Annotated in this window: 22 protein-coding genes; 9 read left to right on the top strand and 13 right to left on the bottom strand. The window is 70.3% G+C overall.

Features of this window, described 5'->3' with window-relative positions; all coding sequences use genetic code 11:
* Positions 1–27: 27 nt before the first annotated feature.
* Positions 28–666 carry an SGNH/GDSL hydrolase family protein gene (locus AB0C27_RS19105; RefSeq protein ID WP_357845593.1) on the top strand — a complete coding sequence of 213 codons (639 nt, stop codon included), beginning with the start codon at positions 28–30 and terminating at the stop codon, positions 664–666.
* 15 nt (positions 667–681) lie between these two features.
* On the opposite strand, the gene AB0C27_RS19100 is transcribed toward AB0C27_RS19105, so the two are convergent.
* From AB0C27_RS19100 to AB0C27_RS19080, 5 genes are all read right to left on the bottom strand, one after another.
* A complete protein-coding gene (locus tag AB0C27_RS19100) occupies positions 682–1,050 on the bottom strand; it encodes a DUF2516 family protein (RefSeq protein WP_357845590.1) in 369 nt (122 codons plus the stop codon).
* Positions 1,051–1,170: 120 nt separating this feature from the next.
* Positions 1,171–1,599 (bottom strand): hypothetical protein, encoded by a 429-nt coding sequence (locus AB0C27_RS19095; RefSeq protein ID WP_357845587.1) that lies wholly within the window; start codon positions 1,597–1,599, stop codon positions 1,171–1,173.
* A gap of 3 nt (positions 1,600–1,602) precedes the next feature.
* The gene (locus tag AB0C27_RS19090) at positions 1,603–2,094 is read right to left on the bottom strand and encodes a helix-turn-helix transcriptional regulator (RefSeq protein WP_357845585.1); all 492 of its coding nucleotides are present in this window, start codon (positions 2,092–2,094) and stop codon (positions 1,603–1,605) included.
* Positions 2,095–2,154: 60 nt separating this feature from the next.
* Positions 2,155–3,060 carry a M56 family metallopeptidase gene (locus AB0C27_RS19085; protein WP_357845582.1) on the bottom strand — a complete coding sequence of 302 codons (906 nt, stop codon included), beginning with the start codon at positions 3,058–3,060 and terminating at the stop codon, positions 2,155–2,157.
* Positions 3,057–3,413 (bottom strand): BlaI/MecI/CopY family transcriptional regulator, encoded by a 357-nt coding sequence (locus tag AB0C27_RS19080; protein ID WP_357845579.1) that lies wholly within the window; start codon positions 3,411–3,413, stop codon positions 3,057–3,059. The genes AB0C27_RS19085 and AB0C27_RS19080 overlap by 4 nt, the downstream gene beginning before the upstream one ends.
* 86 nt (positions 3,414–3,499) lie before the next feature.
* Here AB0C27_RS19080 and AB0C27_RS19075 point away from each other — a divergent pair, with 86 nt between their 5' ends.
* On the top strand, positions 3,500–4,003 hold the full coding sequence (locus AB0C27_RS19075) for an O-acetyl-ADP-ribose deacetylase (protein ID WP_357845576.1): 504 nt from the start codon (positions 3,500–3,502) through the stop codon (positions 4,001–4,003).
* An 18-nt stretch (positions 4,004–4,021) separates the two neighbouring features.
* Here the strand turns inward: AB0C27_RS19075 and AB0C27_RS19070 are convergent, their stop codons facing one another.
* The 3 genes from AB0C27_RS19070 to AB0C27_RS19060 all read right to left on the bottom strand — a co-directional run bounded on the left by AB0C27_RS19070 (position 4,022) and on the right by AB0C27_RS19060 (position 8,426).
* Positions 4,022–6,766: an AbfB domain-containing protein gene (locus AB0C27_RS19070; RefSeq protein ID WP_357845573.1), complete on the bottom strand. Its 2,745-nt coding sequence runs from the start codon at positions 6,764–6,766 to the stop codon at positions 4,022–4,024.
* Between the two features lie 129 nt (positions 6,767–6,895).
* Positions 6,896–7,690, bottom strand: coding sequence for a class I SAM-dependent methyltransferase (locus AB0C27_RS19065; RefSeq protein WP_357845569.1), 795 nt, complete (start codon positions 7,688–7,690; stop codon positions 6,896–6,898).
* Positions 7,683–8,426 carry an SDR family NAD(P)-dependent oxidoreductase gene (locus AB0C27_RS19060; RefSeq protein WP_357845566.1) on the bottom strand — a complete coding sequence of 248 codons (744 nt, stop codon included), beginning with the start codon at positions 8,424–8,426 and terminating at the stop codon, positions 7,683–7,685. Before AB0C27_RS19060 ends, AB0C27_RS19065 begins: the two co-directional genes overlap by 8 nt.
* Before the next feature lie 117 nt (positions 8,427–8,543).
* Between AB0C27_RS19060 and mshA the strand changes: the two genes are divergently transcribed.
* From mshA to AB0C27_RS19045, 3 genes are read left to right on the top strand one after another with little or no spacing between them, the layout of a single operon-like run.
* Positions 8,544–9,818 (top strand): D-inositol-3-phosphate glycosyltransferase, encoded by a 1,275-nt coding sequence (gene mshA, locus AB0C27_RS19055; protein WP_357845564.1) that lies wholly within the window; start codon positions 8,544–8,546, stop codon positions 9,816–9,818.
* Between the two features lie 52 nt (positions 9,819–9,870).
* The gene (locus tag AB0C27_RS19050; protein ID WP_357845561.1) at positions 9,871–10,350 is read left to right on the top strand and encodes a YbjN domain-containing protein; all 480 of its coding nucleotides are present in this window, start codon (positions 9,871–9,873) and stop codon (positions 10,348–10,350) included.
* Between the two features lie 29 nt (positions 10,351–10,379).
* On the top strand, positions 10,380–11,123 hold the full coding sequence (locus AB0C27_RS19045) for a phosphoglyceromutase (protein WP_357845558.1): 744 nt from the start codon (positions 10,380–10,382) through the stop codon (positions 11,121–11,123).
* A 48-nt stretch (positions 11,124–11,171) separates the two neighbouring features.
* On the opposite strand, the gene AB0C27_RS19040 is transcribed toward AB0C27_RS19045, so the two are convergent.
* The 4 genes from AB0C27_RS19040 to phoU form a co-directional block, all read right to left on the bottom strand.
* Positions 11,172–12,383, bottom strand: a complete 1,212-nt coding sequence (locus AB0C27_RS19040; protein WP_357845555.1) for a cytochrome P450 — start codon at positions 12,381–12,383, stop codon at positions 11,172–11,174.
* 40 nt (positions 12,384–12,423) lie between these two features.
* A complete protein-coding gene (locus tag AB0C27_RS19035; protein WP_357845552.1) occupies positions 12,424–12,873 on the bottom strand; it encodes a hypothetical protein in 450 nt (149 codons plus the stop codon).
* A gap of 113 nt (positions 12,874–12,986) precedes the next feature.
* The gene (locus AB0C27_RS19030) at positions 12,987–13,268 is read right to left on the bottom strand and encodes a hypothetical protein (protein WP_357845549.1); all 282 of its coding nucleotides are present in this window, start codon (positions 13,266–13,268) and stop codon (positions 12,987–12,989) included.
* A 79-nt stretch (positions 13,269–13,347) separates the two neighbouring features.
* A complete protein-coding gene (gene phoU, locus AB0C27_RS19025; RefSeq protein WP_346103193.1) occupies positions 13,348–13,992 on the bottom strand; it encodes a phosphate signaling complex protein PhoU in 645 nt (214 codons plus the stop codon).
* A gap of 133 nt (positions 13,993–14,125) precedes the next feature.
* On the opposite strand from phoU, the gene AB0C27_RS19020 reads away from it, so the two are divergent.
* Both AB0C27_RS19020 and AB0C27_RS19015 read left to right on the top strand, forming a co-directional pair.
* Complete coding sequence (locus tag AB0C27_RS19020) at positions 14,126–15,298, top strand: ATP-binding protein (RefSeq protein WP_357846633.1); 1,173 nt, start codon at positions 14,126–14,128, stop codon at positions 15,296–15,298.
* Positions 15,295–15,987, top strand: a complete 693-nt coding sequence (locus tag AB0C27_RS19015; RefSeq protein ID WP_357845546.1) for a response regulator transcription factor — start codon at positions 15,295–15,297, stop codon at positions 15,985–15,987. Before AB0C27_RS19020 ends, AB0C27_RS19015 begins: the two co-directional genes overlap by 4 nt.
* Before the next feature lie 42 nt (positions 15,988–16,029).
* Here the strand turns inward: AB0C27_RS19015 and AB0C27_RS19010 are convergent, their stop codons facing one another.
* Positions 16,030–16,683, bottom strand: coding sequence for a copper chaperone PCu(A)C (locus AB0C27_RS19010; protein ID WP_357845543.1), 654 nt, complete (start codon positions 16,681–16,683; stop codon positions 16,030–16,032).
* 179 nt (positions 16,684–16,862) lie between these two features.
* On the opposite strand from AB0C27_RS19010, the gene AB0C27_RS19005 reads away from it, so the two are divergent.
* Together AB0C27_RS19005 and ispF are read left to right on the top strand one after the other, a co-directional pair.
* Complete coding sequence (locus tag AB0C27_RS19005) at positions 16,863–17,345, top strand: CarD family transcriptional regulator (protein WP_043624891.1); 483 nt, start codon at positions 16,863–16,865, stop codon at positions 17,343–17,345.
* Between the two features lie 17 nt (positions 17,346–17,362).
* Entirely contained in the window at positions 17,363–17,833 is a 471-nt protein-coding gene (gene ispF, locus AB0C27_RS19000) for a 2-C-methyl-D-erythritol 2,4-cyclodiphosphate synthase (RefSeq protein ID WP_346103199.1), read from the top strand.
* The last annotated feature ends 36 nt before the right edge of the window (positions 17,834–17,869 follow it).

Raw genomic sequence — 17,869 nt, 5'->3', positions numbered from 1 at the left:
TCGGCAGCCTAGTGCCCTGAGGTGGTCATGCGTGGCCTGACGAACCGACTCTCCCTGGCGGTCATCGCGGTGCTGGCGGCGCCGTCCTGCGCGGCGGTCCAGCACGCCGAGCCCCGCCCCCCGGCGGCTCGGGTGATGATGTTCGTGGGCGACAGCTTCACGGTCGGCTCGGGTCCGGTGCCGACCTGGCGCACGTACGCGTCCGCGACCGCCCGCCTGATGGGCAGGCAGTCGATCATCGCGGGCGCGAGCGGCACCGGCTACTGCAACGCGGGCAGGGTGGGCCGCACGTTCCAGCGCTCGTTCGAGGAGGAGCTGTCCTGGCGCCCGGCTCCCGACCTGCTAGTCGTCTCCGGCGGCCACAACGACCGGCGCTGCGGCACCGAGGAGGTGCGCCAGGCCGCCGGGCGGCTGCTGGGGGCGGTGCGGGCGAAGTGGCCGCGGACCGAGATCGTCATGATCGGCCCGATCTGGCTGAGCGCCCCGCCCAGGAAGGCGTACGGGGTGCGCGACGCGCTGGCGGAGGCGGCCAGGGCGTGGAACGTTCCATTCCTCGATCCGCTGGACAGGCGCTGGCCGCCGGAGGCGATCCTGCCCGACGGCGTGCATCCCACGCTCGCCGGGCACGAGAGCCTGGCCGCCTGGCTGGCGGCCGAACTGGCCTGAATGGGGTGGGCCCGGTTACCAGGGCCCGTACGGGCCGTTGTTGCCGCCGCGCCCGCCCATGCCCTTGACGGCGGGCTTGACGTCGACGATGTAGATCGTGGCCGCGATGACCGCCGCGATCGAGAAGATGCCGAGGCCGATGCCGAGGAACGTGGTCCCGCCGACCTGCATGAAGGCGTCGAAGTAGGACAGCGCCCCGGCGGCCGAGAACAGCGTGGCCAGACCCAGGATCAGCAGCCACAGGTTCTTCTTGAGCTTGCCCGCCGAGACGAAGGCGTTGGTCGGCACTCGTACCGCGTGCATGAACGCGTAGACCGACATGCCCAGGATGGCCACGGCGAGCACCAGGAAGAGGAGGTTGAAGACCCCGTAGATCATAGTCATGTGTTCGTCTCCGCCCAACGCCGATGAATCGGATTCAGCCTAATAGGCGTCCCCGTCATGCGGGCACCCCTGAACGGAAAGGCCCGTCTCCGGATCGGGAGACGGGCCCAGCGAGCCTGGTCAGGCCTGAGTGGTCTTCGTGGTCTTGGTGGTGCGGGTCTTCTTGGCCGGCTCGATCGGCTCGGCGACGGGCGGCTCGGCGGCCACCGACACCTCTTCCAGCTCCAGCGCGGCCTCGCCGGTGGTCTTGCTGACGACCTTGCGGCCGCGCGTGGCGAAGTCCTCGTAGACCTCGGTGGCCTTGTGGGAGAGCTGGTCGGCGTACTCGCGCGCCTTCTCAGGGAACTCCCTGGCGATGCCCTCGGCCTTGTCGGCGTACTCGCGGGCCTTGACCGGCAGGTCCTTGGCCAGCTCCGTGCGGCGCGACTGCAGCTTCAGCAGCTGCTCGGGCAGCTCGCGCAGCTTCTCGACCGCGTAGTCGCCGGCGCCGGCGACCGCGTAGAACGGCTTGGACTCGGTGAGCTTCTTGACCTCGGTGGCGAGCGTCATGGGTTAACCTTCCTTGGTTTCCTGGGTGACGTTGCCGTTGCGTGAAGTCGCCGCAAAGGGCTCAAGTGCGGCGAGAAACTCCTCGGGCAGCGGCTCGTCGTCCGTATCGGAGTCGTGCCGGGGACGGGCATTCTGGGAGGTCTGCTCGTCTTCGGCGCGTCTCTCCTTGAGGAACGACTCGTAGATGTCGATCAGCACCTGGCGTTGCCGTTCGCTGAGATTCGCGTCGGCCCGGATCGCGGTGATCACATCGCTCGGCGGCTCGCGGTCCTCGATGAGGCCCGCCTGCACGTAGAGCGCCTGTGAGGAGATGCGCAGTCCTTTGGCGATCTGGTTGAGAATCTCCGCGCTCGGTTTGCGCAGCCCCCGCTCGATCTGGCTCAGGTAGGGGTTGGAGACCCCGGCAGCCGCGGCCAGCTGGCGCAGCGAGATCTTCGCCTGCTGCCGCTGATCACGGATGTATTCACCGATCGAGCCGACCTTGGGTAGTGCCATGCCTGTAGTCTGCCTCGCGCTGCTTGCAAATGCAAACGCGGTGATTAACTCCAGCAAGCATTACAGCTGGAAAATCCACAGGAGCGGGGTGCTGGTGACCAAACTCACAGACAGCGCGATGAAGCCGTAGCGCACCGACGTGGACAGCTCGGGAAGGGGTTTGACCAGGCGATTCACTCTGGCCATGACATTTTGCGCCTGGACGCCCAGCATGCCGTGCGGGGTCGGCATGGCGCCCGCCGTGCCGAACCTGAGCAGCGCCGTCGCCAGCCGGCGCGGCGAGCAGTAGCGGCGGGCCCGGTCGTCGGCGGCCATCTCGATGAGCAGCTCCACCTGCGCCTGGGCCTCGGCCACCACCTTCGACCAGGGCATCGCCCGGCGCAGCGCGGCGAAGGGCAGCAGCACCAGGTCGTGGCGCTCGCGTACGTGCGCCGCCTCGTGCGCGAGGACAGCCGCCAGCTCGTCCTCCGACAGCAGCTTGAGCGCGCCCTCGCTGACCACGACCTGCGAGCGCAGCCCCGGCACGCAGTAGGCGGCGGCGCTGGGATGGGCCAGCACCCGCACGCCCGGCACGCCCGGGTCGTCGTGGGAGATCAGCGTGAGCAGCATGCGGTGCCTGCGGCGGGCCCGCAGCGCCTGCACGCCCGCGGTGAGCAGCACCACGATCAGCACCGCGAGCGCGGTGAGCCCTGCGATCAGGGCCAGCACGTGCAGCGGGTCCCACGCCTGCGCGGGCGCCTGCCCGTGCGCGAACGCGATGAGCCCCGGCAGGGCGCCGACGTCGTAGGGCTGGACGGCGTAGGCGAGCATGGCCCCGGTGGTGGCCAGGCCCCACGAGACGCCGAGTGACTGCCAGAGGATGATGGCCAGGCGCGGGGCGCGCGAGGTCCACCGGGCCGTGGTGAAACGCCAGGAGCCGACCGCGCACGCCGTGGCGAGCGCTGCCAGCACCGCTGCCGTGATCACTCGTCCTCCAGCTCCGTAAGGGCTCTGCGCAGGATCTCCGCCTCTGGGTCCGACACTGCCTGGGCGAAGCGGGTCAGGGCGGCCGAGCGGTCGCCCGTCAGGTCCAGGGCTTCAAGCATAAGCTCGGCGATGTAGGCGTCGCGGCTTTCGGCCGGCTGATATCTCCATGCGCGCCCGTCGCGGGTGCGTTCGAGGAAGCCCTTGCGGGTGAGCCGGTCGAGAACGGTCATGACCGTGGTGGGGGCCAGGTCGCGGTCGGCGATCAGTTTGCCGACCTCGCGGGCGGTCAGCGCGTTGCTCTCCGCCCAGAGGATGTCCATGATGCTGCGTTCAAGCTCGCCAAGACCCTTCACACCATTCAGGGTAGCTCTACAACGTGTCGAGCTGGCATCCGGGTGGTGTGCCTCCTGAAATGAGGTGTCGTGAGAGTGTCGGCATCATGAAGCTCACGCTCGTCCAAGGCGACATCACCGAGCAGGCCGTGGACGCGGTGGTCAACGCCGCCAACTCCTCCCTCCTCGGCGGCGGAGGCGTGGACGGCGCCATCCACCGCCGGGGCGGGCCGGAGATCCTGGCTGAGTGCAGGAGGCTGCGCGCGAGCCACTACGGCCGCGGCCTGCCGACCGGCCAGGCCGTGGCGACCACGGCCGGCCGGCTGCCCGCCCGCTGGGTGATCCACACGGTCGGGCCCGTCCACTCCGTCTCGGAGGACCGCTCGGAGCTGCTCGCCTCCTGCTACCGGGAGTCGTTGCGGGTGGCCGACTCCCTGGAGGCCGCCTCGGTGGCCTTTCCCGCGATCTCGACCGGCATTTTCGGCTGGCCGATGGACGACGCCGCCGGGATCGCCGTGGAGACGGTCCGGCGGGCGGAGACGTCGGTGGAGGAGGTCAGGTTCGTGCTGTTCGACAGTGCCGCGTACGCCGCGTTCGGGGCGCGCCTCTGAGCGCGCCCCGAACTCACATCAGGGCGCCCACGGCGGCGCGACCGCCCAGGTCACGTCCTGGTCGTAGCTCACGGCGTTGTCGAAGGCGTGCGAGCCGCCCGGCACCGCGATGTGCACGGCCTCGGCGTAGTGCCGCACGGCGTGCCCGGCGATGTTGTACGACGCCAGCGTCACCCCCGTGCCCCCGGCCCTGGGCGGCTGGGCGCAGAAGGTGGCGTCCTGGTCGAACAGCGCCGTCCCGTCACGGGCGTCCTTGCGCACCCGGAAGTCCGCGTGCCGCAGGTAGTGCCCGGCGAAGTTGCGCGACTCGAAGGAGTAGCAGCTCCCGTCGGCCAGCCCCCGGCGGACGTAGAACGTGGCGTCCTCCTTGAGCACCTGCGCGCTGCCCGCGTTGACCACGTCGGTGCGCGCCAGCGAGCTCTGGTGGCGCAGATACCGGTCGGTGAACCCCGGCGTCGTCACCCGCAGCGACTGCGCCGCCCCGACGGTCAGGTCGGCCCCGCTGCGCCACCAGGGCGTCGCGGGCAGCCAGGTGACGTCGGCGGCGAACGACGCGGGGCTGTCCCACGCGTTCGGGCCGCCGCTGCGCGCCACGTAGACGGCGTCGGAGAAGTGGCGCAGGAAGTGTCCTGGCAGGTTGCGCGACTCCAGCGACACGCCGGTTCCCGCCTGTGCGGGCCGGACGCAGAACGTGGCGTCCTGGTCGAACAGCGCCGTCCCGTCACGGGCGTCCGCGCGCACCCGGTAGCCGGAGTGCCGCAGGAAACGACCGGGCAGGTTGCGCGACTCGAACGACACGCACGCGCCGTCGGCCAGCCCGACCCGCACCCGGAAAGTGGCGTCCAGCTTGAGACCGTCCGCGCTCGCGGCGTTGACCACGTCCGTGCGGGCCAGGTCGTTCTGGTGGCGCAGGAAGCGGTCGGTGTGGCCGGAGGTGGTGACGCGCAGCGAGGTGAGCCCGCCCGTCACCAGGCCGGTGGCGGACTGGATGACCGAGCGGTTGACGGCGCGGACGCGGTCGCCGTTCATCTTCAGCACCCGGCGGTCGTACGTCCACAGGCCGTTGACCTCGTTCTCGACGTCCGTGGGCTGGGTGTAGATCGAGGCCGACAGCCCGTTGTCCGTGATCAGCGGCTTGAGCTGCTCGTTGATCGAGACGTAGCGGTCAGTCAGCGCCGTCTGGTTCGCGGTCATCTCGTACGCGAAGCCGGTGCCAGGCCACTGGTTGCCGGGGCTGAGCAGGCCGAGGCCGCCGAACTCGCCGAGCACGGCCACCCGGCTCGCGCTGGGCCGCTGCGGCGTCCCCGGGCCGACGTAGATGTGGTCGTCCACCACGTCGCCGTTGCCGCCGTCGAAGCCGCAGCAGTTGGAGCCGGAGTTGTTGTTCACCAGGCGGGTCGGGTCCCAGCTCTTGACCAGGTCGGCGATGCGGGCGGGGTCGTACTCGCCCCAGCCCTCGTTGAACGGCACCCACTGCACGATCGAGGTGATCCCGCGCAGGTGGTCGATCATGCGGCGCAGCTCGCTCTCGAAATTGGCGCGGTCGGCGGTGGAGGGGGTGACGCCGGTGCGCATCGAGGGCATGTCCTGCCAGACCAGCAGGCCGAGCCGGTCGGCCCAGTAGTACCAGCGGGCGGGCTCGACCTTGACGTGCTTGCGCACGGTGTTGAAGCCGAGCGCCTTCTGCTGTTCCAGGTCGAAGCGCAGGGCCGCGTCGGTGGGGGCGGTGGAGATGCCGTCGGGCCAGTAGCCCTGGTCGAGGGTGCCGAGCTGGTAGAGGAACCTGCCGTTGAGCGTGGGGCGCAGCACGCCGCCGATGACGGCCTTCCCCACCGACCTCATCCCGAAATATCCGGACACGACGTCGCCGCCGCCGGTGCCCGTCAGCGTGACCCTGAGGTCGTACAGGAAGGGGTCGTCGGGCGTCCACAGCCGGGCGCTCGGCACCGGCACCCGCAGGTGCGCCCCGATCGCGCCGGTCGCGGTGCCCACAACGGTGCCACCGGTCATGACCTCGGCCCGCACCTGCTGACCGGAGGCCCCGGCCGCCTGCACCACCAGGTCGAGCTGCCCGGCGGCCACGTCGGGCACGGTGTCGAGCTGGGTGATGCTCGCGGCGTTGACCGGCTCCATCCACACCGTCTGCCAGATGCCGGAGTGGGCGGTGTAGAAGATGCCGCCGGGTGAGCGGCGCTGCTTGCCGATCGGGGCGCCCGCGCCGTCGACCGGGGCGTACACGCCGACGATGAGCTCGTTGGCGCCGGCGCGCAGGGCCGGGGTGATGTCGAAGCCGAACGGGTCGTAGCCGCCGGTGTGGGTGCCGACCGAGGTGCCGTTCACCCACACGCGGGTCTCCCAGCTCACCGCGCCGAAGTTGAGCCGCACGCGGCGGCCCGACCAGGCGGCGGGCACGGTGAAGGTCCTGCGGTACCACATGCGGTCCTCGTGCCGCTGGACGCGCGACAGCCCCGACTCGATCGGGTACGGCACCAGCACCTGCTCGGCGAGGTTCTGCCCGGTCGGCGGGGTGGTGATGGAGCCGGTCGCGGCGAACTGCCACAGGCCGTTGAGGTTCTGCCACTCGGGGCGGACGAGCTGGGGCCGCGGATACTCCGGCAACGCGTTGTCCGGGCTCACCTCGGCGGTCCATGGGGTGGTCAGCGGGGGCGCCGCCAGCGCCTCCTGCACGGGTAAGGCGACGACTGTTCCTGAGAGGACCAGCACCGCGGTGAGGCGGCGGGCCCAGCCTGAGAATCTGCTCATCTCGGCTCCTTGACGAGGACCGGTGCTGACTCCCCCCGACAGGTTGCGACCGAACTTGAACGAGTTAGATCGCACCGTGACCATATACCGAAGATCACCTGTGCGAAATAGACCAATTCTTGCGATTTTTCAGACGCGAGGGTCGACGGCCGACCACGGAAGGGTCAGCTCGCCGAGCCGCCACCGCGCCACGCCGCCCAGCGGCGGCCGCATCGGCACCGGCCAGGAGCCCGACAGGGCCTGGATCGCGGCCAGCCACCGCTGCCGCCGCCCGTGCGCGCCGTAGGGGGCGCTGACCGCCCAGGCCCGATCGAAGTCGCTCAGGAACGCATGAATCCGCTCACCCGGCACGTTCCGGTGGATGAGCGTCTTGGGCAGCCGGTCGGCCAGATCGGACGGCCGCTCGAAGGCGTCCAGCCTGGCGGAGAACGTGATCGTCCGCGGCCCGCCGGCCGCCAGCCCCGCCCAGACCGCCCGCCGCCCGTTCTCCGACGAGGTGCCCTCGACCAGGACGCCGCCGGGGGCCAGCCGCCCGGTCAGCACGTCCCAGTACCGCCAGGCGTCCTCCTCGCCGTACTGCCGCAGCACGTTGAAGGCGCGCACCAGCGTCGGCGGGCGCGGGACCGGCAGCTCGAAGCCGCCCAGCCGGAAGCTCAGCCCCTCCCGCTCGTACGGCTTCGCCACCGCCACCCGGGCCGGGTCGATCTCGATCCCCACGACCTCCACCCCCGGCACCACCCGGCGCAACCGGGTGAACAGCTCCAGCGTGGTCGTGTGCGACGCGCCGTACCCGAGATCGACCACGAGCGGCCGCCCGGCCGAGCGCAGCAGCGGGCCGTGCACGGCGGCGATCCAGCGGTCGCCGCGCCGCAGCCGGTTGTGCCCGGTCGTCCCCCGGGTGATCGCCCCGACGGGCTTAGCCACCGACCCGGTGCACCTTGTGCTGGGCGGCCTGCGCCCGCGGGCGGATGACCATGCGGTCGATGTTCACGTGGGCGGGCCTGGTCACCGCCCAGGCGATGGCGTCGGCCACGTCGCCCGCGGTCAGCGGGTCGGGCACGCCGGCGTACACGCGGGCGGCGGTGGCCTCGTCGCCCCTGAACCGGGTGACCGCGAAGCCCTCCGTCCGCACCATGCCCGGGGCGATCTCGACGATCCGCACGGGCTTGCCGACGAGTTCGAGCCGGAGGGTCTCGGCCATCGTGCGCTGGGCGTGCTTGGCCGCCACATAACCGCCGCCGCCCTCGTACGCGTCGAACGCCGCCGTGGAGGTGAGCATGACCAGCACCCCGTCACCCGACTCCACCAGCCGGGGCAGCAGCGCCTGGGTCACGCGCAGGGAGCCGAGCACGTTGACGTCGTACATGCGCTGCCAGTCGTCCAGCCGGCCCTCGGCCACCGGTTCGAGGCCGTAGGCGCCGCCGGCGTTGTTGACCAGCACGTCGCAGCGCTCCAGCGAGGCGGCCAGCGCGTCCACCGACTCCTGCGAGGTCACGTCGAGCGTCACCGGCCTGATCGAGGGTGTCTCCGCGGCCAGTTTCTCCAGCCTTTCGCGACGGCGCGCCCCCGCCACCACGTCATACCCCTCGGCGGCCAGCCGCCGCGCGGTCGCCTCTCCGATCCCGCTGCTCGCACCGGTCACCACAGCCGTCTTCCGCATGTGTCACATCCTGCCAGGCGGGCTCGCGGACGGCGGTTGTGCACCCCCGGTTGTGACTGTCTGTCGGGAATGTCGAAAAATTCGGCTTTGTTGTACATCGCTTGGAGGTGATGTCGAGTGAGGCGACGACGGGTGAGCCGGGTCGCGACCATCAGCATGCACACGTCACCGCTGGACCAGCCCGGGACGGGCGACGCCGGCGGCATGAACGTGTACATCGTCGAGTCCGCCAAACGGCTGGCCGAGCTCGGCGTGGAGGTGGAGATCTTCACCCGGGCCACCGCCCGTGACCTCCCGCCCGTGGCCGAACTCGTCCCCGGCGTCCTCGTCCGTCACCTGACGGCCGGTCCTTACGAGGAGATGGACCGCGCCGACCTGCCCGGCCAGCTCTGCGCGTTCCTGTCGGAGGTGCTGCGCACCGAGGCCGTCTACGACCCGGGCCGCTACGACGTCATCCACTCCCACTACTGGCTGTCCGGCCAGGTCGGCTGGCTGGCCAAGGAGCGCTGGGGCGTTCCGCTCGTGCACACCATGCACACCATGGCCAAGGTCAAGAACCGGCTGCTCGCCCAGGGCGACCGTCCCGAGCCCCAGGCGCGCGTGGTCGGCGAGGAACAGGTCGTGAGCATCGCCGACCGCCTCGTGGCCAACACCTCGGAGGAGGCGTCCGAGCTGATCGACCTGTACGGCGCCGCCCCCGGCCGCGTCGTGGTCGTGAACCCCGGCGTCAACCTCACCCTCTTCCAGCCCGCTTCACAGGGCGCCGCCCGGCACCGGCTCGGCCTGCCGCAGGACGCCCACGTGCTGCTGTTCGTCGGCCGCATCCAGCCGCTCAAGGCGCCGGACGTGCTGCTGCGAGCCGCCTCCAGGATGCTCATCGACGACCCCTCCCTGCGCGGGCGCCTGGTGGTGGCCTGCGTCGGAGGCCCGTCGGGCAACGGCCTGGCCCGGCCCTCGTTCCTCGCGGAGCTGGCCACCGAGCTGGGCATCTCGGACGTCGTCCGCCTCGTGCCTCCCGCTCCCCAGGAGGAGCTGGCCGACTGGTACCGCGCCGCCTCCGTCACGGTCGTGCCCTCCTACAGCGAGTCGTTCGGGCTCGTGGCGCTGGAGTCGCAGGCGTGCGGCACGCCGGTGGCCGCGGCGGCCGTCGGAGGGCTGCGCACGGCCGTACTGGATGAGATCTCCGGCCTGCTCGTGGACGGCCACGACCCCTCCCAGTGGGCGCGGGCGCTGCGCCGCTTCCTCACCGAGCCGCGCTGGCGCGACCAGCTCTCGGCGGGGGCGCGCACGCACGCCGCCGCGTTCGGCTGGCAGTCCACGGCCTCCCACCTCAGGGAGGTCTACGCCGCCGCCGTCGCGAACCTGCACCCCGTCCCCGTGGCCGCTGTCTGACCGTACTGTCTGACCGCGCTTTCCGACCGTACTTTGTTCTAGCCTGGGCGGCATGCGCGAAGTCGTCGAAGCCGCGCTCAAGGCCGCGGACGTCTCCTATGACGAGCCGCGGCCGGGGGCGTTCCTCGTCAAACTGCCTGGGCAGCACAAGCTCGCCACCATGACCTGGCTGATCGTGGGGGAGCGGATGCTGCACGTCGAGGCGTTCTTCTGCCGGCAGCCCGACGAGAACCACACGGAGTTCTACCGCTGGCTGCTGGGCAAGAACGGCTCGATGTACGGGGTGCACTTCTCCCTCGACCCCGTCGGTGACGTCTACCTGGTCGGCCGCCTGCCGCTGACCGCCGTCACGGAGGAGGAGGTCGACCGGCTGCTGGGGTGCGTGCTGACGTACTCGGACGAGTGGTTCGACCGGGCGCTGGAGCTCGGGTTCGCCTCGTCGATCAGGCGGGAGTGGGAATGGCGGGCCAAGCGGGGGGAGTCGCTGGCCAACCTCCAGGCCTTCGCCCGCTTCGCCGACCCGGACCGGTGACTCCTCCTGGGAACCATAGGATTGGCCGCATGGCGACTTTGGTGCTGCTTAGGCACGGCGAGAGTGACTGGAACGCGAAGGGCCTGTTCACCGGCTGGGTGGACGTGAGCCTGTCGGCCAAGGGCGAGGACGAGGCGCGGCGCGGCGGCAGACTCCTCCAGGACGCCGGGGTGCGTCCCGACGTCCTGCACACCAGCCTGCTGACCCGGGCCATCCAGACGGCCCAGCTGGCGCTGGCGCAGGCCGACCTGCTCTGGCTTCCGGTCAAGCGCAGCTGGCGGCTCAACGAACGCCACTACGGCGCCCTCCAGGGCAAGAACAAGGCCCAGACCCGCGAGGAGTTCGGCGACGAGCAGTTCATGCTCTGGCGCCGCTCGTACGACACGCCCCCGCCTCCGATCGCCGACGACGACGAATACTCCCAGGCGGGAGACGCCCGCTATGCCCTGCTGCCCTCCGAGCTGATGCCCCGCACGGAGTGCCTGAAGGACGTGGTCGACCGGATGCTGCCGTACTGGTACGACGAGATCGTCCCCGACCTGGCGGCCGGCCGCACCGTCCTGGTGACCGCCCACGGCAACTCCCTGCGGGCCCTGGTCAAGCACCTCGACGGCATCGACGACGAGACCATCGCCGGGCTCAACATCCCGACGGGCATCCCGCTGGTCTACGAGCTCGACGCCGACTACCGTCCGGTGCGGCGGGGCGGCGAATACCTCGACCCCGAGGCCGCCAAGGCCGCCATCGAAGCCGTCGCCAACCAGGGCCGCTGACCCTCAGGTCGCCGCGGGGGCGGGGGCACGCGCCCCCGCCCCGCGACCTCACACCGACGGCTTCCCGAGCAGCGGAAGGCGGCGCAGCCCGGTCAGCGACGGCGCCTGGATGAACTCCACGGAGTCCTCCGGATCGGTACGCAGGACGGCGAAGCGGTCGAGCAGGATGTTCAGCGCGATCCGCCCCTCCAGCCTGGCCAGGGGCGCGCCCAGGCAGAAGTGGATGCCCCGGCCGAACGCCAGGTGCGGGTTGGGATCGCGATCGGGATCGAACGCCTCGGGGTCCCCGAACTGCCGCGGATCCCTGTTCGCCGCGGCCATCCAGCACATCACCAGCTGATCGGCCGGGATGGTCACCCCGCCGAGCTCGGCCTCACGCGTGGTGGCCCGGCCGAGCAGCGCGAACGGCGTGAACAGCCGCAGCGACTCCTCGATCACGGCCGGGACCGAGGCGCGGTCGGCGCGCACCCTGTCCTGCTGATCGGGGAAGGCGTCCAGGCACAGCACGGTGTTGCCGAGCAGCATCGTCGTGGTGATGTGCCCGGCCAGCAGGAGCAGGATGGCGAAGTTGACCACCTGCTCGTCCGGCAGGCGCTCGCCGTCCACCTCGGCCTCGACCAGCCTGGTGAGCAGGTCGGCGCGCGGCTCCCTGCGGCGCTCGGCCGCGTGGCCGGCCAGGTAGTCGCTCATCTCCCGCCACGGCTTCATCGTGGCCTCCAGCGCCGCGCCGCGTTCCTCGGGAGACGGGTTGACCGAGATGTCGGCGTCCCGCTGGAACAGCGCGTCCGCCCATCGCTTGAACAGCGCGCGATCACCGCTGGGCACCCCGAGCAGCTCGGCGATGACGATGACCGGCAGCGGATAGGCCAGGTCGCGCACCAGCTCGAACCGCTCGCCCTCCCGCGCCGCGTCGAGCAGCTCGTGGGTGATCGCGGCAATCCGCGGCTCCAGGTCCGCGACCACCTTGCGGGTGAACGCGCTGCTCACCAGCTTGCGCAGCTTCCCGTGCTCCGGCGGGTCGATCTGGGTGATGAAGCCCTCCAGCGAGAAGCCGTCCTTCGGCACCAGGTCCTTCGGCACCACCCGCATCGTGTCGGAGGAGAAGGTCGCGGGGTCGCCGAGCACCTCCTGCAGCTCCGGGTATCCGTACACGGACCACATCCCGGTCCGTGCGTCGAACTCGACGGCCGGGCCCGTCCGGGGCCCGTGCAGCCAGAACAGTTGCTTGGGGACGTCGTACCGTTCGACGATGTGCGCCATCGTCACTCCTTGGTTGAGGATCCCTCTGCTGTGGCGTACGTCATGACGACTTCTCGCGGTATTCCTCCCAGCGCTCGACCAGCCGGTCGGTGTCCTGCATGAGGAAGGCGAAGAACTCGCGCGCCTCCGTCAGCTGGGCGCGCGGCTCTGACCGGTCCTCGGGGAGCACCGACAGCCCGAAGTCCAGCGCGTCGAGACCGACCTGCAGGCCGGCGAGCTGAACCCGTATCGCGTGCGTCCAGCCGCCGTCGGCCATCCGGTAGCGGTGCTCGCGACCGGCCGTGGGCACCCGCTCGGCCATGCCGATCAGCTCCATCTGCCTGGCGACGGTGCTGACCGCGGTCTTGCTCACGCCGAGCTCGGCCGCCAGGTCGGTGAGCGACTGGTCGGGGGGGTCGCAGACCATGAGCCAGGCGTGCAGGCGGCCCATCGTCCGCGTGCCGCCCACCCGCTCCATGACCAGCCCCATCCGGTCGACGAACTCTCTCACCGGAGGCTCCACCGGCATCAACTCCGCAATTATCGTCAAGTACGTACTTTACGTACGGTATGCCGAGATCCAGGAGTTGTGAAGAACCGCGTCATCGACCCGCGGGGACGGGGTCAGTCCGTGGGCGGGGGCCAGCTCGGCCAGGTGGGTGGCGGCGCGTTGTAGGACTTCCAGAACTCCGCCGCCTTCTCCAGACAGTCGGGGCAGATCGGCTGGTCGGCGGAGCGGGCCACGGCGTCCGGGCCGGCCGGGCGGAAGGTGCCGAGCACGGTGAAACCCGGTGGCAGGCCGGTCTCAGGGTCGATCAGCACCGTCTCCACCGTCTCCGGGGCGGCGCTGAACGTGCGCTTGCACGCGAAACACCGCCCGCTCGCGCGCGCCTCTTCCTCCGCCATCGGCCAGACCTCCAGAACGGCACCCGTACCCGGCCCAGCATGGACCATCCCGTCCCGGCGTCAAGCCCGGCCCCGGTCGTCAGCTCGGGCGGGTCCCGGTGACGAGGTAGACGACGTCCTGCGCCACCCGTACCGCATGGTCGGCGTACCGCTCGTAATAGCGTCCCACCAGCGTGATGTCGATCGCCGGCTCGACCCCGTGCTCCCACTCCTTGGACAGGATCTTCCTGAACAGCCGCCGATGCAGCCGGTCCATCGCGTCGTCGTCCTGCTCCAGTTCGAGCGCGGACTCGACGTCGCGCGAGGCCACGCAGCTGCCGGCCTTCGTGACCAGCGTCTCGGCGATCTGACCCATCTCCAGGATGGTGGAGCGCAGCTCGGGCGGGATGGCCGAGTCGGGGTGCCGCAGCCGGGCGACCTTGGCGACGTGGACGGCGAGGTCACCCATCCGTTCGAGGTCCGTGCCCATGCGCAGCGCCGTGATGACCATCCGCAGATCCACCGCGACCGGCTGCTGCCTGGCCATCAGCTCGAAGATCGAGGTCTCGATGTCGGCGAAGGTCGCGTTCACCTCCTCGTCGCGGGATATGACGCTCTCCGCGAGGGTGAGGTCGGCGTCGAGGAGGGAGGTGGTGGCACGGGAGATCGCCGAGCGGACAAGGCGGGTCATCTCGACCAGCTTGTCGGTCAGTGCGTCGAGTTCTTCGTGGTACGCGTCACGCATGCCGTCACCGTACGACTCGCTCGATGAACGAATCCCTACGGCCAGATGAACTTTCCAGGAAAGGGGCGTTCATCCCCTGATGAGGGGGTCTGTCCCTGCGAAAACGCCGCCTACCATCGGAGACATGAGTGAGATGGCCATGAGCTTCGCGGCCCTGGCCGGGTTCGTGGTGGGCGCCCTGGCGGTCCTTTTCTACCGCAATCAGATCGAGGCCCCCAGCCGCACCGCCGCCGCCGACAGCGCCGAGACAGGCGCCGCACTGCCACAGGGCGTCGCGTCCGTGCTGGCCGTGCTGCCCTCGTCCGCCGTGGTCCTCGACGCCCACGACCGCGTGCTGCGCGCCAGCTCGGCGGCGCGGGCGTTCGGGCTGGTCAAGGGCGACCGGCTGATGGCCGCGGAGCTGCTCGCCCTGGCGAGACAAGTACGCCGCGACGGCGAGATCCGCGAGAGCGAGATCGACGTCGCCGGCCACAAGTTCGGCCAGGAGACCACGAACTTCGCCGTCCGCGTCGCCCCCCTCGGCTCCTACGGCCAGGTTCTGGTGCTGGCGGAGGACCAGACCGAGCGGCGCAGGGTCGAGGCCGTACGCCGCGACTTCGTCGCCAACGTCAGCCACGAGCTGAAGACCCCGGTGGGCGCCATGAGCCTGCTGGCCGAGACCATCCAGGACGCCGCCGACGACCCCGAGGCGGTCAGCCGCTTCGCCGGGCGCATGCAGCTGGAGGCGGCCCGGCTCAACTACCTGATCCAGGACCTGATCACGCTCAGCCGGATCCAGGGCGCCGAGCCGATCCCCACCCCCGGCCAGGTCGTGATCGACGAGGCCGTGTCCGATGCCATAGACCACTGCAACACCAGGGCCTCCGCCAAGGACATCACGCTCGTCACCGGCGGCACCGAGGGCCTGCGCATCTGGGGCGACGTCGAACTGCTCGTCACCGCCCTGCGCAACCTGATCGACAACGCCGTCGCCTACAGTCCCGAGCACACGAGGGTCGTCGTCAGCGTGCGGCCCGCGGGCGATTCGGTCGAGATCAGCGTCAGCGACCAGGGGATCGGCATCCCCGAGGAGGCGCTGGAACGCATCTTCGAGCGCTTCTTCCGCGTCGACGCGGCCCGGTCGCGCGCCACCGGCGGCACCGGGCTCGGCCTGGCCATCGTCAAACACGTCGCCGCCGCGCACGCGGGCGAGGTGTCCGTCTGGAGCAAGGAAGGGTCCGGCTCCACCTTCACGCTCCGCCTGCCCGCCTTCGGCGGCACGGCGGTGGCAGTACCACCCTCGATTCCCCTGGAGGCAGCCCCATGACCCGTGTTCTCGTCGTCGAGGACGAGGAGTCCTTTTCCGACGCCCTGTCCTACATGCTGCGCAAGGAGGGCTTCGAGGTGTCGGTCGCGGCGACCGGGCCCGAAGCGCTCGACACGTTCGACCGCAACGGCGCCGACCTGGTGCTGCTCGACCTGATGCTGCCAGGGCTGCCCGGCACGGAGGTGTGCCGCTCGCTGCGGCAGCGCTCCAAGGTGCCGGTCATCATGCTGACGGCCAAGGACAGCGAGATCGACAAGGTCGTGGGCCTCGAACTGGGCGCCGACGACTACGTCACCAAGCCGTTCTCCTCGCGCGAGCTGGTCGCCCGCATCCGCGCGGTCCTGCGCCGCCAGGGCGACCTCGTCGAGGAGCTGGAGACGGCCGTGCTGGCCGTCGGCCCGGTGCGGATGGACGTCGACCGCCACGTCGTCGCCGTGCGCGGCCAGCAGGTGCAGCTGCCGCTGAAGGAGTTCGAGCTGCTGGAGGTGCTGCTGCGCAACGCCGGGCGGGTGCTCACCAGGGGTCAGCTCATCGACCGCGTCTGGGGCGCCGACTACGTGGGCGACACCAAGACGCTCGACGTCCACGTCAAGCGGCTGCGCGCCAAGATCGAGGCGGATCCGTCCAACCCGCGGTGCATCCTGACCGTGCGCGGTCTGGGCTACAAGTTCGACGCCACCGAGGAGTGAAGGACCCCGGCACGGCCGTGTCCGGGGCCCTCTCACCCGCTGTCAGTGGGCCTCCTCCGCGGGGGCGGAGGCCGTCGGGGTGGGCGTGGGCGCCGGGGTGGCGCCGGGAGCCGGGGGATACTGCGCGAACTCACGGCTGCGCGTGACCACAGGCACGTTCATGGACACGACACCGGCCTGGGCGAACTGGAGGTCCAGCTTGATGCTCTCGCCGCCCCTGAGGCTCTTGGGGATCGCCTCCAGCATGAGCTGAGGGGTGGGCTTGCCGGTGTTGACGAGCTGGTTGACCGGGAGCTGGATCGGGGCGGTGACCTTGACGGTGCCCATGTTCCCGGCCGAGACGGACTGCAGCGTGTCGGGGGCGCCGGCCGTGTTGAGGATGTTCAGGTAGATCGGGGCCGAGCCGCGCCAGGGGAGCTGCGCTCCTGAGTCGGGGCCGAGGATGAACGCCTGCGGGATGTGAATGCCGCTCTTGCTGCCGTACTGGCCGTTATCGAGCAACACTTGCGCCTCGTTCGGCGCGTACGGCTTGTTGGTGGTGGCGTCGAATCCTGCCCCGCAGCCCGCCAGCACGGGGGCGGCCAAGAACGCGGCGGCTACGACAATCCAGCGACGGCTGGTCACGGGCGGGTTCTCCTTGGTCTTGCGCAGGTGTCGCGCGTGCGTGATGTGCAGCGCCCACCATATCCACCCCAATGCAAGGTCATATCCGCACCCCCGCAGGTCATTCGCTATGTCCGGAAATGCGATTCATACTGTTGAGCGCTTGTCAAGCCCCAATATGCGGCGTTGACCTGCAGTTATGAGGATTTCACTGTTCCGGGAGGCTGTGGATGCGTGGTACCCTGGAGTACAGCGGAAGGGGTACTTGTCACATGACTTTCCAGGTCGGCGACACTGTCGTCTACCCCCACCATGGGGCTGCTCGGATCGAAGCAATCACGAAGCGATCCATCAAGGGTGAGGAAAAGACCTACCTGGTGCTCAAGGTCGACAAGGGCGACCTTACCGTCCAGGTGCCAGCTGAAAACGCGGAACTCGTCGGTGTGCGCGATGTTGTCGGCCAGGAAGGCCTTGAGCGGGTTTTCGACGTCCTTCGCATGCCGCACACGGAAGAGCCGACCAACTGGTCTCGTCGTTACAAGGCCAATCTGGAGAAGCTCGCCTCCGGCGATGTGAACAAGGTCGCCGAGGTGGTTCGGGACCTGTGGCGCCGGGATCGTGAGCGTGGCCTGTCGGCGGGTGAGAAGCGCATGCTCGCCAAGGCTCGCCAGATTCTCGTCAGCGAGCTGGCTCTTGCCGAGAAGACCAATGAGGACAAGGCTGAGGCCCTGCTCGACGAGGTTCTCAACTCCTGAACACACATCTTCCACGGGTGGGCGTCGGAGTCGACGTCCACCCGTTCGCATCGGATGACTCAGGACGCGAGCTCAACCTCGCCGGGCTGTCCTGGCCTGACCAGATCGGCCTAGACGGCCACTCCGACGGCGACGCCGCCGCCCACGCGGCGTGCGACGCGCTGCTGTCGGCGGCCGGCCTGGGCGACCTCGGGCGGCTGTTCGGCACGGCCGACCCGCGCTGGGCCGGCGCCACGGGCGCGGCCCTGCTGGAGGAGACCGCGCGCCAGGTGCGCGCCGCCGGTTACGAGATCGGCAACGTGGCGATCCAGGTGATCGGCAACCGGCCCAAGCTGGCGCCACGCCGCGAGGAGGCCGAGAAGGCGCTCAGCGCGGCCCTGGGGGCGCCGGTGAGCGTCTCCGCCACCACCACCGACGGCTTGGGTCTGACCGGCCGCGGTGAGGGCATCGCGGCCATCGCGACGGCCCTCGTGGTCAACCTTTCCTGAGTGCCGGGCGTCTTTACGTAGGGATACGTGAGGGTG

Origin of the sequence: Nonomuraea sp. NPDC048882 (assembly GCF_040649755.1) — a bacterium.
GTDB lineage: Bacteria > Actinomycetota > Actinomycetes > Streptosporangiales > Streptosporangiaceae > Nonomuraea > Nonomuraea maheshkhaliensis.
This window is presented reverse-complemented; position numbering and strand designations above follow the sequence as displayed.